The sequence below is a fragment of the Variovorax soli NBRC 106424 genome (assembly GCF_001591385.1).
Taxonomy (GTDB): domain Bacteria; phylum Pseudomonadota; class Gammaproteobacteria; order Burkholderiales; family Burkholderiaceae_C; genus Variovorax; species Variovorax soli.
In genome coordinates, this window is record NZ_BCUU01000106.1 from 1 (window position 1) to 17727 (window position 17727).

Here is a 17727-nt window from a genome sequence, read left to right on the forward strand (position 1 = left end):
GCGAGCGTGCCGGTGGGCGTGGGGCTGATCCGCGCGGCGTATTCGCACCTGCAGGCCGACATCGATCAGGTGGTGGCGGGCGCGCCCGAGCTGAAGGCGGACAAGTTCGCGCTGGGCTATGTGCACAACCTGTCCAAGCGCACGGCGCTGTACGCGACGGCGGCCTACACCAAGAACAAGAACGGCGCGGCGCTGCCGCCGGCCCTGCCGCCCAACGGTTCGGTGGGCTACACCAACCCGACGCTGGCCAACCTGGGCCAGGGCGGCTTGCGGGCTGACACGGGCACCGGCTACGACTTCGGCATCCGGCACTCGTTCTGATCGGCGGGCGGCCGCATGACGGCTTCGTGACACGCGCTTGACACACGTCGGGCGCAGCATGCGAACCAGGCGCCCGCTGGCGGCTGCCGCCATGCCCTCAGGATTCCCGCCTCAACGTGCCTGTCACCTTTCACGAAGCCGCCACCGCGAACTATGGTGGCGATGAAGCGGGGCTGATCTGCGGATTCCTGTTCGACGCTGAAGGCGTGGGGCGGCCCGTGACGTCGGCCGCCGCGGCGCAATGGCTGCAGCATGGCGCGGACAGCGCGCCGCCGCACTTCGCCTGGCTGCATTTCAACCTGGCGCAGGTTGGGGCGGAGCGCTGGCTGGCGCGCCACGCCCGGCTGGCGCCCGACTTCTTCGAGATGCTGCGCGACGGCGTGTACTCCACCCGCATCGAGCGCGCCGACGAATCGCTCACGGCGGTCATCAATGACGTGCATTTCGACTTCGAGCTCGATGCGTCGGACATCTCCACCCTGTGGATCAGCGTGGACCGCCGCCTGGTCGTCACCGGCCGCCGGCACCCGCTGCGCTCGGTGGACAACCTGCGCACGGCGGTGAACCGGGGCGAGTCCTTCCGGTCCACCGCCGATTTGCTCGAACGCCTGATGCGCACGCAGGCCGACGTGCTGGTGGGCATCGTGCGCTCGGTCACCGAGCATGTGGACCGGATCGAGGACCAGCTGCTGGCCGGCCGCCTGGTGGCCAGGCCCGCGCGCCTGGGCGGCCTGCGCAGGCTGCTGGTGCGGCTGCAGCGCCTGCTGGCGCCGGAGCCGGCGGCGCTGTTCCGCCTGCTGCAGAACCCGCCGGACTGGATGGCGCAGGGCGACGTGCAGGAACTGCGCGCCGCCACCGAAGAATTTTCGGTGGTGCTGCGCGACATGCAGTCGCTGCAGGAGCGCATCAAGCTGCTGCAGGAAGAGATTGCCGCCAGCGTGAACGAGGACAACAACCGCAGCCTGTTCGTGCTGACCATCGTCACGGTGCTGGCGCTGCCCATCAACATCCTGGCGGGCCTGTTCGGCATGAACGTGGGCGGCATTCCGCTGGCGGACAACCCGCACGGCTTCTGGGTGCTGGTGGCGCTGGTGGTGGCCTTCACGGTGGGCGCCGGGTGGATCGTGTTGCGCCGGCATCGCAAGGACCGGCAGGGCTGAAAACAAGAAGGGCTGTGCGGCGTGGCGTGGCTGCGACGTCATTCAAGCTTCACGGCTTCGACACGGCAACGACACCGAGCGACGCAAGCATGAGCGTCCATGCAACGCGATGACGCTTTTCTTGCCGCCTGGCGCGACAACACGGCCGCATCGGACCCGCTGGACGGTGGCGGCGGGGCGGATGACATCGCCACACGCCCGCCGCAACGCTTTCGAACGCTGTGGATTTCCGACCTGCACTTGGGCACGCCCGGCTGCCAGGCGCGCGCGCTGCTCGACTTTTTGAAGCACACCGAATGCGAGACGCTGTTCCTGGTGGGCGACATCATCGACGGCTGGCAGCTGCGCCGCCAGTGGTACTGGCCGCAGGCGCACAACGACGTCATCCAGAAGCTGCTGCGCAAGGCGCGCCGCGGCACCCGCGTGATCTTCGTGCCGGGCAACCACGACGAGTTCGCCCGCAAGTACATCCACCACACCTTCGGCGGCGTGGAGGTGGCGGAAGAGTGGGTGCACGAGACGGCCGATGGCCGCAAGCTGTGGATCATCCATGGCGACCTGTTCGACGGCGTGATCCAGTGCGCCAAGTGGCTGGCCCACGTGGGCGACTCGCTGTACGAGTTCACGCTCAAGCTCAACCGGCACCTGAACTCGCTGCGCGCGCGCATGGGGCTGCCCTACTGGTCGCTGTCCAAGTACCTCAAGCTCAAGGTCAAGCGCGCCGTGAGCTACGTGGGCGACTTCGAGAACGCCGTGGCGCGCGAGGCGCGCAAGCGCGGCCTGCAGGGTGTCGTGTGCGGCCACATCCACCATGCGGAGCTGCGCGACATCGACGGCGTGCTGTACGCCAACGACGGCGACTGGGTGGAAAGCCTCACCGCGCTGGCCGAACATGCGGACGGGCGGCTGGAAATCCTGCAGTGGGCGCAGGAGCTGCCGGTGACCTCCAGGGCGGCCGAGCGCGCGGCTCGCGCGGCTGCGGCGGCGCAGCACGTTTGAATTGAACACCGTGCCGCACCAAGGCAGCAGCGCGCCCGTCGTCGATCTCGTCTACTTCGATGCGGGTGGCGGCCATCGCGCCTCGGCATTGGCGCTGGAGGCGGCCATTGCTCGCGCCGGCCTGGGCTGGCAAGTCCGCCTGGTGAACCTGCGCGAAATGCTCGACCCCAAGGACGGCTTTCGCAAGCTCACGGGCATGGACCCGGAGGACTTCTACAACAAGCGGCTGGCGCGCGGCTGGACCGTGGGCCTGGCGCAGGAGTTGAAGCTGCTGCAGGGCCTGATCCGCTGGGGCCACGTGCCGCTGGTGCGGCAGCTGCAGCGGGCCTGGCTGCAGCGCGAGCCGGACATGGTGGTCTCGCTCATTCCCAACTTCAACCGCGTGCTGTACGAGGCGTTGGCAGCCAGCCTGCCCGGCGTGCCCTATGTGACGGTGCTGACCGATTTGGCCGACTACCCGCCGCATTTCTGGGTGGAGCCGGACCTGCCGATCCACCTGGTGTGCGGCTGCGCGCGCGCGGTGGCGCAGGCCCATGCGGCGGGCCATGCGCCTTCGCTGATCCATGCCACCTCGGGCATGTTGATCCGCACGGCCTTCTACGACGTGGCGCCGGTGGACCGCGCGGTCGAGCGGGCCAGGCTGGGCCTGGACCCGCAGCGGCCCACCGGCCTGGTGCTGTTCGGCGGCCAGGGATCGAAGGCGATGCGGGCCATTGCCCGGCGCCTGCCCGACACGCAGCTCATCCTGGCCTGCGGCCACAACGCGGCGCTGGCCGAATCGCTGAAGGTGCTTCCCGCAGCCGCGCCGCGGCTGGTGCTGGGCTTCACGCCCGATGTGGCGCGCTACATGCAGCTGGCGGACTTCTTCATCGGCAAGCCCGGCCCCGGCAGCATGAGCGAGGCGGTGCAGATGCAGCTGCCCGTGATCGTGGTGCGCAACCGCTACACGCTGCCGCAGGAGCGCTACAACACGCAATGGGTGCGCGAGCAGGGCGTGGGCATCGTGTGCCCGAGCTATGCCAAGGTGGACGAGGCGGTCGCGCAGATGCTGCGCCGCCTCCCCGAACTGCGCGCCGCCACGGCCGCTGTGCGCAACCGGGCGGTGTTCGAGCTGCCGGAGATTCTGCGGGGCATCTTGCGGGATGCGCAATGGCCGTCGGCGCAGTTGACGCACCGCAGGGCGGCGCTGCGCTGAGCCAACGCCGCGGCGTTAGCGCAGATTCGCCTGCGCCCAGCGGACGATGTCCGCCGCACCCATCGCGCCCGCCTGGCGCGCGATCTCGCGGCCGCCCTTGAACATTGCCAGCGTCGGGATGCTGCGGATGTTGTAGCGCGCGCCGAGCGCCGGCACGGCCTCGGTATCGACCTTGGCCAGGCGCAGGTGCGGCTCCAGCCTGGCGGCGGCCTGCTCGAAGCCCGGCGCCATCTGGCGGCAGGGGCCGCACCACGGCGCCCAGAAATCAACCAGGAGCGGAATTTCATTGCGCTGCAGGTGGCGTTCGAAGCTTTGCGCATCGAGTGCCACAGACCGCCCGCCGAACAGGGGCTGGTGGCAGCTGCCGCAATCGGGCGCGCTGCCTAGCTGGTCGGCGCGCACGCGGTTGGTGGTGTGGCAGTGCGGGCAGACGATGTGCAGGGTATTGGCGGTGGGCTGGGTCATGGCGGGTACCGGTTGGCGCTTCCAGGCCGATCTGTGGGGCGGCGGGCAGAAATGCAAGTGTGCACCTGCGGCGGGGCAGCAGCGCGTCCGCTATATGCTCGGCGCCCGCATGGCCGATTCGTCTTCTTCCCCTTCCGCCCAATTCACTTTTTCCGATCTCACCCGCGAGCGCCCCTTCATGGCCATGTGGGGTGCCCGCGTGTGCGGCACGGCCGCCATGCAGATGCTGATGGTGGCCATCGGCTGGCACATGTACGACCTGACCTCCAGCGCCTGGGACCTGGGGCTGGTGGGCCTGTACCAGTTCGGCCCGGCCCTGCTGCTGGCGCTGTGGGCCGGGCACGTGGTGGACCGGCATCACCGCGGGCGCATCGTCGCGGTCTGCATGGCGGTGCAGGGCGCGGTGGCGCTGGTGCTGCTGCTGGCGCAGGGCGGCGGCTTCACCTCGCGCGGGCTGCTGCTGGGGCTGTCCTTGGTGCTGGGCGGGGTGCGCGCGTTCCAGATGCCGGCACAGCAGGCGCTGGTGCCCTTGCTGGTGCCGCCGCTGGCCTTGCCGCGGGCGATGGCCTTCAGCTCGGCCGGTACACAAGGCGCGGTCATCGGCGGGCCGGCATTGGGCGGCCTGCTGTTCGTGGCCGGTGCCGGTGCGGTCTATGCCGCCAGCCTGCTGCTGCTCGTCGTCGCGTCGGCGCTGGTGGCCATGCTGCGCTACGAGCAGCCCTTGCGGGCCAAGGAGCCGGTGACGATGGAGACGGTGCTGGCCGGCGTGAAGTTCATCTGGCAGCGCAAGACGGTGCTCGGGGCCGTTTCGCTCGACCTGTTCGCCGTGCTGCTGGGCGGGGCGGTGGCGCTGCTGCCGATCTATGCCAAGGACATCCTGCACACGGGGCCGTGGGGGCTGGGCTTGCTGCGCAGCGCGCCGGCGGTGGGCGCGCTGGCGATGTCGATCGTGCTCACGCGGCGGCCGGTGGAGCGCCATGTGGGGCGCACGCTGCTGGCGGCGGTGGGCATCTTCGGCGTGTGCATGATCGTGTTCGGCCTGTCGCGCAGCTTCACGCTGTCGCTGATCGCGCTGGCGATCTCGGGCGGGGCGGACATGGTCAATGTGGTGATCCGCCAGACGCTGGTGCAGCTGGAAACGCCGGACGAGATGCGCGGGCGCGTGAGTTCGGTCAACTCGATCTTCATCGGGGCGAGCAACCAGCTGGGCGAGTTCGAGTCCGGGGCCACGGCGGCGCTGCTGGGGCCGGTGGGGTCTGTTGTGGTCGGCGGCGTCGGGACGGTGCTGGTGGCGCTGGGGTGGGTCAGGCTGTTTCCGAGCCTGGCGCGGCGGGATCGGATCGTGCCTTCCCGCGAGCGTTGATTTCTGCGTTGGCGGGGCAGGCGAGGCGCGGCCGGGGCTGCGGGCCGGGGGCTCATGCCGGGGCGGTCGGCGCTTTGCGCCGACTTCACTGCGGTGCTCGGCTTCGGGGGCTGCATCGCGGAACTCGCGCCGCTGCTGCGCAGCTCTGCTCGGACAGTCGCGATGAGTCAGATGACGAAGCGCGCAAGGTGCCCTTGCGCGCAGCCTCCGAAGCCTGCGCTCCTCGTCGCCCCGGAAATCGCCCCCGGCCCGCAGCCCCGGCCGCGCCTCGCCTGGAGACGGCGTGTGGCAAGTCGGAAGATGCAGGAATCTTCGCGGGCCATGGCACAGTTCGGCAGACAGCGGTCCTTCGCGCCCGGGCCTTCAAAGGGATTTGATGAAGTACGTTCACCTTTGTTCTGTAGTCATTCTTGTCGCGTCGATCATCCTGCTCATCGCTGGGGCCTCCGGCGTGGCGGCGGTCGTGTTTGCGCTCGCAGGCCTTGTCGAAATCGTTGGCTCGGCGCTGACCGGAAAACAGTCGAATGACGGCATGCGGTAGAAGTCTCATTTGTCGCACCCCCAAAACAAGGAGATCCGCATGATCAAGGTCACCGTGATGTACCCCTACACCGAAGGCGCGCGCTTCGACCACGACTACTACCGCGACCGGCACATGCCGATGGTGAAGGCCAGGCTGGGCAGTGCCTGCGCCTACTACACCGTCGAAAAGGGCCTGTCCGGCCGGGCACCCGGTTCGCCGCCCGCCTTCGTGGCGATGTGCGCGTTCATCTGCGAGTCGGCCGAGGCCTACCTGGCCGCCAGCCAGGCGCACAGCGCCGAGATCCGCGGCGACATCGCCAACTACACCGACATCGTGCCGGTGGTGCAGTTGAGCGAGGTCGTCGTCGAGCGGTCGGATCGTTGAACGGATCAGGTCGAGCCCGAAGACATCCGGGCGCCTGGCCAGCCGCGCCTTGCACAACCAAATCACCACGCCGTGTCCAGCCAAGGCCTGAGTGCCACTGCGGGCCGGCGCGCCTCTGGGCCGCCGAGCACCGCAGCCATGGGCGGATCAGGGCCGCGCGCTGTTTGAACGGAACGCAGTGGAGTGAGTTCGCGCGGACCCCGCCCATGGCGAGGAGCGCAAGGGAGTCGGCGCAGCCGACCGGCACAGTGAAGCGCCGGACCGCAGTGGCACTCAGGCCTTGGCCCCCGCTAACCCAGGCAATCAGTCAAACACCGACACGGCAAACGGAATGACCAAGGTCATGTCCCCCATCGGCTCGGCGACGCAAGGCAGCACCCACCCTTCGTCCTTCTCGTCCACCGACAGCCCCGGCCACTCGACGCGATAGCGCACCGCCGCACCGCCGCGCGTCTCGCAGATGCACGTGCGGCATGTTCCGTTGCGGCAAGACGCAGGAATCTCCAGCCCCGCGTCTTCCGCCGCCTCCAGCAGCGTGCGTCCGGCCGCTGCATCGAATTCGAAGCCCGCGGGCTCGATGCGGATGCGCGTCGTCGTCGTCATCATCAGCGGCTTTCGCGTTGGCGCCGCTGTTGCTCGCGCAGCATGAACAGGTAGAGACTTTCGACCTTGGCGCGGGCCCAGGGCGTCTTGCGCAAGAACTTCAGGCTCGAGCTCACGCTCGGGTCGCTGGTGAAGCAGCGCAGCGCGATGCGTTCGCCCAGGCCTTGCCAGCCGTACTGCTCGACCAGCGCGGTGACGATGGCCTCCAGCGTCAGGCCGTGCAGCGGATTGCGCGGCTGGGCTTGCGGCTGAGAAGGTGGTTGCCCAGGCGGCGACGATGCATTCACTTCGCTATTTGTTCTTGAGCTTGCCGCGCGGAATGACGGCGGTGGTCATGGTGGGCTGCATGGGCGCGCCCGACAGCGGCTTGGGCGGCGCGCTGTCCTTCTTCGGCTTCCTGGCTTCCTTGTTGCTGCGTTGCTGACCTTTGGCCATAGCGTTCTCCGTAATCCAATGAGTTTATGCCCGGACGCTGGCCCGGGCCGGACAGGCGACAATAGAGGGCTTTCCCCCAATTTTTCTCCCGATCGTTCGAGTTTCCCGATGTCCGACTACAAAGTCCGCCCCGCCACCCTGCGCGACGCCAAAGCCGTTGCCGAAGTTCATGCCGCCGCCACCCAGGCCGCCTACACGGACATCCTGCCCGAGGACCAGCTGGCGCTGCTCGCACCGGCCTCGCGCGAGGCCAAGTGGCGCGAGGCCATCGAGTACGCCGAACCGCAGATCCACGTGGCCGAGGTCGACGGTGCCGTGGTCGGCTTTGTCGGCTTCGACCGCTCGCGCGACCCCAAGACGCCCGCCACCGCCGGCGAGATCTGGGCCCTGCACATCAAGCCCGAGCACTGGGGCAAGGGCATCGGCGTGGCCCTGTGGGACGCCGCGCGCGAAGGCCTCGAGGAAGAAGGCTGCACCACCGTCACCATCTGGGTGCCGCTGCGCAACCAGCGCGCCATCCGCTTCATCGAGCTGGCCGGCTTCAAGCGCGAGATGAAGACCGCCAAGACCACGGCCGTGGGCACGGTGCGCATCGAAGAGATTCGTTTGAAACGAGACGTGGCCTGACAACGGCGCGGGTTGACCGCGGGCGCGATTCGCCCTGACAATCGCGCCTGCTCCGGGGTGCACAGTGTGCTGAGACGGCCTGATCGAAGGCCGGACCCGAGAACTTGATCCGGTTAATACCGGCGGAAGAAGAGCTGAACCTGAGAACAAGCAGGCCCGCAAAGGGCACGCAGGCCACCTGAACCCATTCAGGCCCGCGTGCCACCCGCAGTGGCACGCACACCTCCCAGGGCACTTTCCGGAGCAACTTGCGATTAGAAGTTGCCACCCCTCGGAAAGGACCCCTGATGAACGCCCCCCTCGACTCCAAGCTCGCCAGCTTCACAGAGCTATTGGCGCGCGCCCGTGAGCCGTTTCCCGCCTCCACGAAAACGCACGTCGCCGGTGCCGTGCATCCGCAGATCGCCGTGCCCATGCGCGAGGTGAAGCTCACCAATGGCGAGACCGTGTCGCTGTACGACACCTCGGGCCCCTACACCGACCCGAAGGTGGCCATCGACATCCGCAGCGGCCTGCCGCAGGTGCGCCGCGGGTGGATCGACGCGCGCGCCGACACCGCCTTCTACGAGGGTCGTGCGCTGCAGGCCGTGGACGACGGCACCAAGGACGAAGCCAGCGCCCGCGTGGCCGAATTGCGCCGCGAGGCTGCCGCCCTGCAGCGCCAGCCGCGCAAGGCCATCCCGGGTGCCAACGTCACGCAGATGCACTACGCCAAGAAGGGCATCATCACGCCCGAGATGGAATACGTGGCCATCCGCGAGAACGGCCGCCGCGAGTGGATGGCCGAGTACCTCGCCGATGCCGGTCGCGAGGCGCGCCTGGCCGGCAACCCCATGGGGGCGAGCATTCCGAAGATCGTCACGCCCGAGTTCGTGCGCGACGAGGTGGCGCGCGGCCGCGCCATCATCCCGGCCAACATCAATCACCCCGAGGTGGAGCCGATGGCCATCGGCCGCAACTTCCTCGTGAAGATCAACGCCAACATCGGCAACTCGGCCGTCACCTCCAGCATCGAGGAAGAGGTGGAAAAACTGGTGTGGGCCATCCGCTGGGGCGCGGACAACGTGATGGACCTGAGCACGGGCCGCAACATCCACACCACGCGCGACTGGATCGTGCGCAACTCGCCCGTGCCCATCGGCACCGTGCCGATCTACCAGGCGCTGGAAAAAGTGGGCGGCGTGGCCGAAGACCTGACCTGGGAGATCTACCGCGACACGCTCATCGAGCAGGCGGAGCAGGGCGTGGACTACTTCACCATCCATGCCGGCCTGCGCCTGCCCTTCATCCACCTCACGGCCGCCCGCCGCACCGGCATCGTCTCGCGCGGCGGCTCGATCATGGCCAAGTGGTGCATCGCGCACCACAAGGAAAGCTTCCTGTACACGCACTTCGAAGACATCTGCGACATCATGAAGCAGTACGACGTGAGCTTCTCGCTGGGCGACGGCCTGCGCCCGGGCTGCGCGGCGGATGCGAATGACGAGGCGCAGTTTGCCGAACTGCGCACGCTGGGCGAACTCACGAAGCTCGCCTGGAAGCACGATGTGCAGACCATGATCGAAGGCCCCGGCCACGTGCCCATGCACATGATCCAGGCCAACATGGAAGAGCAGCTCAAGCACTGCCACGAGGCGCCGTTCTACACGCTGGGCCCGCTGACCATCGACGTGGCGCCGGGCTACGACCACATCGCCTCGGCCATCGGCGCGGCCATGATCGGCTGGTTCGGCACCGCCATGCTCTGCTACGTCACGCCCAAGGAACACCTGGGCCTGCCCGACCGCGAGGACGTGAAGGCCGGCATCATCGCCTACAAGATCGCGGCGCATGCGGCCGACGTGGCCAAGGGCCACCCGGGCGCACGGGCGCGCGACGACGCGTTGAGCAAGGCGCGCTTCGAGTTCCGCTGGCACGACCAGTTCAACCTGAGCCTGGACCCGGAGACGGCGCGCGACTTCCACGACGAGACCCTGCCCAAGGATTCGAGCAAGGAGGCGCATTTCTGCTCCATGTGCGGGCCGAAGTTCTGCTCGATGAAGATCACGCAGGAAGTGCGCGAGTTCGCTGCCGCCCAGGGTGTGAGCGAACAAGCGGCGCTGGAGCAGGGCATGGCGCAGAAGGCGGATGAATTCCGCCGCGCCGGCGGGGAGATCTACATCCCCATCGCGTCTGCGACTTGACGAGAAGCCCTCCCCCGCTGGGGGAGGGTTGGGGTGGGGGCAAGCGGCGCGCTTGCCGACAAGCCTTGCGTGCCCCATCCCGGCCTTCCCCCAGCGGGGGAAGGAGAAAGAGCGAATCAGTACGGCGGCGCGACCACCATGTACTGGCCGCCCTGCGGCACGTACCAGGTGGCGCCGCACTGCTGGTAGACCATGCCGCCGTAGTTCACCGGCACGCAGCCCGCGGGCACGGTGCGCACCATGGAGCCCACCACCGCCGAGGTAACCGCCACCGTCGCAGTAACGGCGGCCGCCGTGGCCACGGGATGGAAATCGTTGTCCCAGCCGCAGCAGCCGCCGTGGTTGTCCACGTTCACGTTCACGTTGCGGTTGGAATTGACGTTGACGTTCCGGTTGGCGTTGACGTTGTTGACGCTGGTATTGCGCACGTTCCGGCTGCGCGAATCGGCCCGCGCGTTGTTGACCTGGGGCCGCGCACCGCCACCGGCGTGCGCGCCGCCGACATGTCCGCCACCGGCATGGCCGCCGCCTCCGCGTGCCGCGTGGCCGCCGCCCCCATGCCTTTGCGCCTCGGCGGGCGCCATGGTTGCAGCCAGAAGGACGGCCACCGAGATGGCCGCGATCGATCGTCCGAACGAATTGGGTTTTGTCATGGCGTGCGTGCTCCCTTATTGCTTCTTGACCTGGACCATGTTGATGGCCTTCGCGCCGGCCGGCGGCACGAAGGTGAAGGCGGAATCCTTGAACGCGGGCTTGAGGTTCCAGCGGAATTCGGTGACGGATTGCGGGCGCGCATCGTCCTGCAGGCTGGTGACGACCAGCTTCATGGGCAGCGGATTGGCGCCGGCGCTCAGCCAGATCTGCCAGTCGATGCCCGGCTGGCGAAAGGCGTACTGGTCGCACAGCGTGCCGCCCACGATGGCCTGGCCGGCGTTCATGGCCGACTGCAGGTTGTCGAAGGGCGCGGCCGAGGTGCCCCAGACGAACAGGTCCGCCGCCGGAAGCTCGACGCCGAAATCGGTCTTGAGCTTGTTCACCAGGTCGCCCACCGTGCCTGAATAGTCGACGCTCGAGTAGTAGTTGGAATCGGGGAACAGCAGCGAGACCTTCTTGCCGTCGAAGCTGAGCACGCGCCGCGACGTTGCCGTGGCGGTGGATGCCTTGATGCGGTTGGGCTGTGCCACCTCGACGTCGGCGGAGGCGGAGTGCATCAGCTTCTGCCCGTCGCTCAGCACGCGTTCGCCGGTCAGGTCCAGCGACACTTCATAGCGCTGCAGCGTTCGCAGGTACGCGCTCATGTTCTTCATGGCCTGCACAGCCGACGGGTCCACCAGGTTCTGCTGCGATGCGCCGCTCGCGGCAGCGGTGCTGGCGGCAGGCTTGGCGGCAGAAGGCGCAGGCGCGGTGGACGCGGAAGAAGAAGATGGGGGCGGGCTGCTGGTGCTGCACGCCGCCAGGAAGGCGGCGGCGCAAAGAGCGGTGCTGAGTTTTGTGAATGTCATTGATGGGACTCCCGAATTGCCGAGATCGGCGGAAGTGGGCGAACTTAACCGGCATGCCGGAACCTGTCCAGACCCACCTTGTACGATGGGCACCCAGGTTCAACTCCATTGCGACAACACCCATGGCCTCCAGCCTCCTGCTGCTGCTCGACGACATCGCCACGGTTCTCGACGACGTCTCCGTCCTTACCAAGGTCGCCGCCAAGAAGACGGCCGGCGTGCTGGGCGACGACCTCGCGCTCAATGCGCAGCAGGTGAGCGGCGTCAAGGCGGACCGCGAGCTGCCGGTGGTGTGGGCGGTGGCCAAGGGCTCGTTCGTGAACAAGGCGATCCTGGTGCCGGCGGCGCTGCTCATCGGCACCTTCGCGCCCTGGGCCGTGATTCCGCTCTTGATGATCGGCGGTGCCTTCCTGTGCTTCGAAGGCGTGGAAAAACTAGCCCATAAGTTCCTGCACAAGGAAGAGGCACAGGCCGAACGGGCCGAGCTGGAGCGGGCACTGGTCAACCAGACGGTGGATCTGCGCGCGGTGGAGAAGGACAAGATCAAGGGCGCGATCCGCACCGACTTCATCCTCTCGGCCGAAATCATCGTCATCACCCTGGGCACGGTGGCCGGCCGCCCCTTCGGCACGCAGCTGACGGTGCTGGTGGGCATTGCCATCGCCATGACGGTGGGGGTGTACGGCCTGGTGGCCGGCATCGTGAAGCTGGACGACGCGGGCCTGTATCTCAGCCAGCGTGCAAGCGCCATGGCGCAGGCCGTCGGCCGCGGCCTGCTGCGCCTGGCGCCGTGGCTGATGAAGGCGCTGTCGATCCTGGGCACCGCCGCCATGTTCCTCGTGGGCGGCGGCATCCTGGTGCATGGCGTGCCAGCCCTGGGCCACGGCATCGAGGGCTGGCTGGCGCAGTTCGGCGGCCTCGCGTCCGCGCTGGGCGCCATGCTGGCGAACCTGGTGGTGGGCGTGATCGCGGGCGCCATCGTGCTGCTGGCCGTGGAAGCGGGCAAGAAGCTCCTCGGCCGGAAGGCCGCCTGAAATGCGGCGCGCTTGTAGCGCGCCGTAATGTGTGTATCGGCCGCTGTCGGCAGGCCGGGCAGGGCGCATACTTTTGCGCGCATTTCATCTTGCGTGTGCCTTCCGTCGTCCCCGTTGCCGAGGAGCCGCCATGCCCGAATCCCTTCGCACCGACCCGAGCTTCCACCCCTCGCCGCGCCTGGCGATGGAAGCGGAACCCGAACGCATCGCCTACACCGCGCTGCTGTCGCCCGATGCGTCGCGGCCGGACGCACTGGCCGTGGTGGACGTCGACCCGTCGTCCAAGACCTACGGCAGCGTGCTGTACCGGCTCGACATGCCGCACAAGGGCGACGAGTTCCACCACTTCGGCTGGAATGCGTGCAGCTCGGCGCTGTGGCCCATGTCGGGGCATGCCTTTCTCAAGCGCCGCTACCTGATCATTCCGGGCATCCGCTCGTCGCGCGTGTACGTGGTGGATACCGAGCCCGACCCGCGCCAGCCCCGCCTGGTGCGCACCATCGAGCCCGAGGAGGTGCTGAAGAAGACCGGCTATTCGCGCCCGCACACCGTGCATTGCGGTCCCGAGGGCCTGTACATCAGTACTTTGGGCGGCGCGGGCGCCGACGGCACCGAGGGGCCGCCCGGCGTGTTCCTGATGGACTGCGAAAGCTTCGAGGTCCTGGGCAAGTGGGAGATCGAGCGCGGCCCGCAAAAGCTGCACTACGACTTCTGGTGGAACCTGCCGCGCGACTACATGGTGTCCAGCGAATGGGGCCTGCCGCCGCAGTTCGAGAACGGCATCGTGGCCGAGGACCTGCTGGCCAACAGGTACGGGCATCAGCTGCACTTCTGGGACCTGCGCGGGCGCCGCCATGTGCAGACCATCGACCTGGGCGCCAACCACCAGATGCCGCTGGAAGTGCGCCCGGCGCACGACCCGGTGCGCGAGTGGGGCTTTGTCGGCGTGGTGGTCGACACCACCAACCTCGAGGGCTCCATCTGGACCTGGTGGCGCGAGAAGGACGGCACCTTCAATGCGAAGAAGACCGCCGTGATCCCGCCCGAGCCGGCCGACGCCTCGCTGCTGCCGCCGCTGCTGCAGGGCTTCGGCGCCGTGCCGCCGCTCATCAGCGACATCGACCTGTCGATGGACGACCGCTTCCTGTACGTGGCCTGCTGGGGCACGGGCGAGCTGCGCCAGTACGAGGTGAGCGACCCGATGAACCCCAGGCTCAGCGGCAGCGTGCACGTGGGCGGCATTGCCCGGCGCACGCCGCACCCCAATGGCAAGGACTTCGGCGGCGGCCCGCAAATGACGGAGATCAGCCGCGACGGCAAGCGCGTGTACTTCACCAACTCGCTCTACAGCAAGTGGGACGCGCAGTTTTATCCCGGCTATGCCAAGGGCATTCCTGGCCGGCAGGTGATGTGCCACGTGGGCGCGGACGGCGGCATCGAGCTCGACGCGAAGTTCATGGTCGACTTCGGCGACGAGTACGCGGCGCACCAGGTGCGGCTGCAGGGCGGCGACTGCTCGACCGATTCGTTCTGCTATTCGTCGGCATGAGCAACCTTGTCGCCAGCGCCTGGCTGTGGTCGGGCGTGGTGCTGCTGGGCGTGTACCACGGCCTCAACCCGGCCATGGGCTGGCCGCTGGCCGTCGCGCGCGGACTGGACGGACGGCGCGCTGCCGACGTGTGGGGCGCGTGGCTGCCGCTGGGCGCCGGCCACCTGCTGGCCATGGCCCTGGTGCTGCTGCCCTTTGCCCTGCTCAGCTGGCTCATGCAGTGGAGCCGCGAGATCCGCCTGGGTGCCGGGTTGCTGGTGCTGCTTTTTGGTGCGGCGCTGCTCATGCCGTGGTCGCGCGCGCTGCACCGGCATCGCTGGCTCGCGCGAATCCGGCCGACGCAACTGGCGCTGTGGTCCTTCCTGATGGCCAGCGTGCACGGCGCGGGACTGATGCTGCTGCCGGTCTTCATCGGCCTGTGCGATTCGTCGTCCGCCGTGGCCGGCGGCGCGGATGCCGGCGCGCTGCGCGCGTTGATGCAGCAAAGCCTGGGCACCGCGCTGATGGTGTCGCTGGTGCACACGCTGGCCATGCTCGGGGCCGGACTGGGCGTGGCGTGGCTCGTCTACCGCTACCTGGGCCTGCGCGTGCTGCAGCGGGCGTGGCTGAACCTGGACCGGGTCTGGGCGGTGGGCTTGATGGCGGCGGGCGTTGCGGCCATGGCCACAGCCTAGGCGCCGCCATTTCGGCAATCCATCGGCGAACCATCGTCCTTTGGACGTGTGGGGCGCCGCCTTCGCGCCTACCTTGTGTCGGCCATCGTCACCGAGCCTTGTTTCGGTGCGCGGCAAGCCACTTTCAGCACGAACAGGAGCGCATCATGAAGATCAGTCTTGTCAGCCGCGCCGTCTGGGCGGCATGGAGCCTGGCCGTCGGCGTGGTTGGAGCGCAGCAAAGTCCGCGCACGTCGGAAGAGGTCTACGCCGAAGCCGTCTCCACCGCGCATGCACCGGACCAGAACGGCGCCATGGGAACACACGGCGATGCACGTACCGGCTCTGCCATGGATCCCGAGATTGCGCGGCAGCAGGCCCTCAAGGCCAGCCTGCCCGGCGGCCCGCCGGCCGAATCGAGGGCCCTGGTGTTCACCAGCGTGGCCGACCCGAACGCGGTGGCCGCCGGCGCCGTGGCCGCCGCCAACGCGCCCGACCAGAACGTGGCCAAGGAGTCCAAGGTCAACAGCCAGCTCATCCCGACGACGCCTGCTGCGCCCGTGACCGCCGCCAAGTGAAGCGCCGGCGCCGCGCATCCCCCCTCTGGGTGTTTTCCGGCGCGCACCTGCGGCAGATAATGAGGACGACGACGGCGGCTCGCGCGCGCTGCGCGCCGGCTGTCCGCCAGCCGAGGAGGGTGAGCCATGCATGCTGCGCCGTCCCACCCAAGGCCGCAAGGCCACTCACCGCCTGAAGCCGCCCCTGACGGCGCCGGCGGTGCAGACGTGCTGCGCTTCTCCGATTTCGAGTTCGACCCGGCTCGCGAGCAACTGCGGCGCGGCGGCGCGCTGGTGCCGCTCAGTCCCAAGCCCACGGCCCTGCTGCGCTACTTCCTGCGCAACCCCGGGCGCCTGATCAGCAAGCAGGAGCTGATGGAGAGCATCTGGGGCGACGTGGTGGTCACCGACGATTCGCTGGTGCAGTGCGTGGGCGAGCTTCGCAGCCGCCTGGGCGCACAGGGCGCCGAGCTGATCACCACGCATCCGCGCCGCGGCTACATGTTCGAGGCGCTGGTGGTGCGTGCGGCCCCGGCCAGGCAGGGGGCCGCCGCCGCGGCAGCTGCGCTCGGGCAGCCTGCGATGACACCTGCGCCGTCACGTGTACCGGCGCCGGCACCGGCAACCGCGCAACGCCGCAGGTGGCAGTACCTCGCTGCCTTCCTTGCCGCGTGGCTCCTGGTCCTGGCGGGCGCAGGGGTCTACATCCGCAGCCGGCCCGCGCCCTTGCGCCTCGACGAGGAATACGCCAATCGGTACAGCATCGCCGTGCTGCCGTTCCAGGACATCGGCAGTACGCCGTCGCCCGAACGGATACGTGAAGATCTGCCCAACGAGATCGCCGCGCAGCTCAGCAACCTCAACATGCGGGTGATCCGCTCGGCCCAACCGGAAGGCGTGCGCCATGCCATGACCGGCACGCTGGCAACCAGCGGAACGCGACTGGTCATCGACCTGCAGGTCCGTTCGATCCCACAGGGCCAGGTCATCTGGACCGAGCGCCTCGATTTTCCGGATGTGACGGAGGCGGGGGTCGGCCTGGATGCAGCGCAGCAGGCCGTGGGTTCGTTGCGGGTGCGCTACCGCGACCTGCACCGCGAGCGCATGAATTCGCCGGGCTTCCGGCCGGATGCGGTGGACCTGATGGTGGCGGGATGGGGCGACCTGGACCTGCGCCAGTCGGTGGAGGACGTCGCGCGTGCCCGCGCTCGCCTCGAGGCGGCGCTGCGGGTCGATCCCGACTCCGTGGGCGCGCTGACGGGTCTGGGCGCAGCGCTCATGTCTGAGCGCTTCGGGTACTCGGGCGAGCCGCTGCCGGCGGACCCTGGCGAGTCCGAGCGCGTGGCCGAACGCGCCATCATCCTGGCACCGGAGAACAACATCGCGCTCATCAATTGGGCGAATGTCCAGTTGTTTCGCAACCGCCCCGACCTGGCCCTGCAGTTCTTCGAGCGTGCCGCGCTCAACCAGCCCGCCAATGCCAACGCGCGGGTGCGCTACGCGGCTGCGCTGATGTACATGGGCCGGCTGGACGACGCGCAGGCGCAATGCGAGGCCGCCTTGAAGATCGGCAAGCGCAGTCCCCGCGTCAGCGCCAGCGCCTGGGGGATGCTGTCGAACCTTGCCTTTGTCCGGGGCGACGACGACACGGCCTACGCCATGGCGCAACGTGCCGTGGCGCAGCGGCCGACCTACGGTCTCGCTTATGCGAATCTGGCTGCGGTGGACATTGTCCAGGGCCGCCCCGAAGAAGCCCGCTCGCACATGGCCGAGCATCTGCGCCTGATGCCGACCAGTTCGGCATCACGCCAACTCACCAACAACCCTGCCGGCTCCGAGATCTATCGGGCGGGCCGCGATCGCCTCATCGCGGCCATGCGGGAGGCGGGCTTGCCTGAAAACTAGTTCGGACCTGGCGTCAATCCATCGCCCGCCGCAGCGCCACCATGGTGATGTCGTCGGCCGCCGCGGCCTGGCGGCTGTAGCCGTCCAGCGCCGCTTCCACGCGCTGTAGCAGCAGCTCGCTCGAACGGGCCGGCTGCGCGCCCACCGTCTGCGCCAGGCGCGGCTCGCCAAAGGCGCCTTCGCTGCCCGCGGCCTCGGTCACGCCGTCGGTGTAGCCCAGCAGCACCTCGCCCGCCGCGAGAAACGCGCGGCCCACGTCGAAGCGCTGG

The 17727-nt window shown here is 68.6% G+C and carries 21 protein-coding genes and 1 riboswitch; of the genes, 14 read left to right on the forward strand and 7 right to left on the reverse strand.

The genetic code is table 11. The features are described from left to right. The 4 genes from VSO01S_RS22375 to VSO01S_RS22390 form a co-directional block, all read left to right on the forward strand. Window positions 1–321: porin (locus VSO01S_RS22375; RefSeq protein WP_153305373.1), on the forward strand; the 321-nt coding region annotated here is incomplete at its 5' end. Window positions 322–437: 116 nt separating this feature from the next. Further along, window positions 438–1481 carry a transporter gene (locus VSO01S_RS22380; protein WP_068645005.1) on the forward strand — a complete coding sequence of 348 codons (1044 nt, stop codon included), beginning with the start codon at window positions 438–440 and terminating at the stop codon, window positions 1479–1481. A 99-nt stretch (window positions 1482–1580) separates the two neighbouring features. Next, a complete protein-coding gene (locus VSO01S_RS22385; protein WP_068645006.1) occupies window positions 1581–2480 on the forward strand; it encodes a UDP-2,3-diacylglucosamine diphosphatase in 900 nt (299 codons plus the stop codon). A 10-nt stretch (window positions 2481–2490) separates the two neighbouring features. Then, on the forward strand, window positions 2491–3675 hold the full coding sequence (locus VSO01S_RS22390; protein ID WP_068645019.1) for a glycosyltransferase: 1185 nt from the start codon (window positions 2491–2493) through the stop codon (window positions 3673–3675). 15 nt (window positions 3676–3690) lie between these two features. On the opposite strand, the gene trxC is transcribed toward VSO01S_RS22390, so the two are convergent. Next, window positions 3691–4140 (reverse strand): thioredoxin TrxC, encoded by a 450-nt coding sequence (gene trxC / locus VSO01S_RS22395; protein ID WP_068645007.1) that lies wholly within the window; start codon window positions 4138–4140, stop codon window positions 3691–3693. 94 nt (window positions 4141–4234) lie between these two features. Here trxC and VSO01S_RS22400 point away from each other — a divergent pair, with 94 nt between their 5' ends. The 3 genes from VSO01S_RS22400 to VSO01S_RS22405 all read left to right on the forward strand — a co-directional run bounded on the left by VSO01S_RS22400 (window position 4235) and on the right by VSO01S_RS22405 (window position 6410). Beyond that, window positions 4235–5503, forward strand: coding sequence for an MFS transporter (locus tag VSO01S_RS22400; RefSeq protein WP_281179854.1), 1269 nt, complete (start codon window positions 4235–4237; stop codon window positions 5501–5503). Window positions 5504–5879: 376 nt separating this feature from the next. Next, window positions 5880–6044 carry a hypothetical protein gene (locus VSO01S_RS27300; RefSeq protein ID WP_153305374.1) on the forward strand — a complete coding sequence of 55 codons (165 nt, stop codon included), beginning with the start codon at window positions 5880–5882 and terminating at the stop codon, window positions 6042–6044. Window positions 6045–6083: 39 nt separating this feature from the next. Next, window positions 6084–6410: an EthD family reductase gene (locus VSO01S_RS22405; RefSeq protein WP_068645008.1), complete on the forward strand. Its 327-nt coding sequence runs from the start codon at window positions 6084–6086 to the stop codon at window positions 6408–6410. Window positions 6411–6713: 303 nt separating this feature from the next. Here VSO01S_RS22405 and VSO01S_RS22410 read toward each other — a convergent pair whose 3' ends face one another. The 3 genes from VSO01S_RS22410 to VSO01S_RS27785 are packed head-to-tail and all read right to left on the reverse strand — an operon-like array spanning window position 6714 to window position 7448. After that, window positions 6714–7013: a 2Fe-2S iron-sulfur cluster-binding protein gene (locus VSO01S_RS22410; RefSeq protein ID WP_068645021.1), complete on the reverse strand. Its 300-nt coding sequence runs from the start codon at window positions 7011–7013 to the stop codon at window positions 6714–6716. A 2-nt stretch (window positions 7014–7015) separates the two neighbouring features. Then, window positions 7016–7300 (reverse strand): VF530 family protein, encoded by a 285-nt coding sequence (locus tag VSO01S_RS22415; protein ID WP_068645009.1) that lies wholly within the window; start codon window positions 7298–7300, stop codon window positions 7016–7018. Between the two features lie 4 nt (window positions 7301–7304). Continuing rightward, complete coding sequence (locus VSO01S_RS27785) at window positions 7305–7448, reverse strand: hypothetical protein (RefSeq protein WP_169804109.1); 144 nt, start codon at window positions 7446–7448, stop codon at window positions 7305–7307. 108 nt (window positions 7449–7556) lie between these two features. On the opposite strand from VSO01S_RS27785, the gene VSO01S_RS22420 reads away from it, so the two are divergent. Together VSO01S_RS22420 and thiC are read left to right on the forward strand one after the other, a co-directional pair. Further along, window positions 7557–8075: a GNAT family N-acetyltransferase gene (locus VSO01S_RS22420; protein WP_068645010.1), complete on the forward strand. Its 519-nt coding sequence runs from the start codon at window positions 7557–7559 to the stop codon at window positions 8073–8075. A 43-nt stretch (window positions 8076–8118) separates the two neighbouring features. Further along, a riboswitch (TPP riboswitch) is annotated at window positions 8119–8223 on the forward strand. A gap of 139 nt (window positions 8224–8362) precedes the next feature. Then, a complete protein-coding gene (gene thiC, locus VSO01S_RS22425; RefSeq protein ID WP_068645011.1) occupies window positions 8363–10258 on the forward strand; it encodes a phosphomethylpyrimidine synthase ThiC in 1896 nt (631 codons plus the stop codon). 116 nt (window positions 10259–10374) lie between these two features. Here the strand turns inward: thiC and VSO01S_RS22430 are convergent, their stop codons facing one another. After that, window positions 10375–10911, reverse strand: a complete 537-nt coding sequence (locus VSO01S_RS22430; RefSeq protein WP_068645012.1) for a hypothetical protein — start codon at window positions 10909–10911, stop codon at window positions 10375–10377. Between the two features lie 15 nt (window positions 10912–10926). Next, window positions 10927–11760, reverse strand: a complete 834-nt coding sequence (locus VSO01S_RS22435) for a DUF2092 domain-containing protein (protein WP_068645013.1) — start codon at window positions 11758–11760, stop codon at window positions 10927–10929. Window positions 11761–11882: 122 nt separating this feature from the next. On the opposite strand from VSO01S_RS22435, the gene VSO01S_RS22440 reads away from it, so the two are divergent. The 5 genes from VSO01S_RS22440 to VSO01S_RS22460 all read left to right on the forward strand — a co-directional run bounded on the left by VSO01S_RS22440 (window position 11883) and on the right by VSO01S_RS22460 (window position 17458). Next, the gene (locus VSO01S_RS22440; RefSeq protein WP_068645014.1) at window positions 11883–12794 is read left to right on the forward strand and encodes a DUF808 domain-containing protein; all 912 of its coding nucleotides are present in this window, start codon (window positions 11883–11885) and stop codon (window positions 12792–12794) included. Between the two features lie 130 nt (window positions 12795–12924). Next, window positions 12925–14343, forward strand: coding sequence for a selenium-binding protein SBP56-related protein (locus VSO01S_RS22445; RefSeq protein ID WP_068645015.1), 1419 nt, complete (start codon window positions 12925–12927; stop codon window positions 14341–14343). Then, the gene (locus VSO01S_RS22450; RefSeq protein ID WP_068645016.1) at window positions 14340–15017 is read left to right on the forward strand and encodes a hypothetical protein; all 678 of its coding nucleotides are present in this window, start codon (window positions 14340–14342) and stop codon (window positions 15015–15017) included. Before VSO01S_RS22445 ends, VSO01S_RS22450 begins: the two co-directional genes overlap by 4 nt. A gap of 146 nt (window positions 15018–15163) precedes the next feature. Then, a complete protein-coding gene (locus VSO01S_RS22455; protein ID WP_068645017.1) occupies window positions 15164–15574 on the forward strand; it encodes a hypothetical protein in 411 nt (136 codons plus the stop codon). A 126-nt stretch (window positions 15575–15700) separates the two neighbouring features. After that, window positions 15701–17458, forward strand: a complete 1758-nt coding sequence (locus tag VSO01S_RS22460) for a winged helix-turn-helix domain-containing tetratricopeptide repeat protein (protein WP_084242043.1) — start codon at window positions 15701–15703, stop codon at window positions 17456–17458. 13 nt (window positions 17459–17471) lie between these two features. Here VSO01S_RS22460 and VSO01S_RS22465 read toward each other — a convergent pair. Then, on the reverse strand, window positions 17472–17727 hold a 256-nt coding region (locus tag VSO01S_RS22465; RefSeq protein WP_153305375.1), incomplete at its 5' end, for a SpoIIE family protein phosphatase.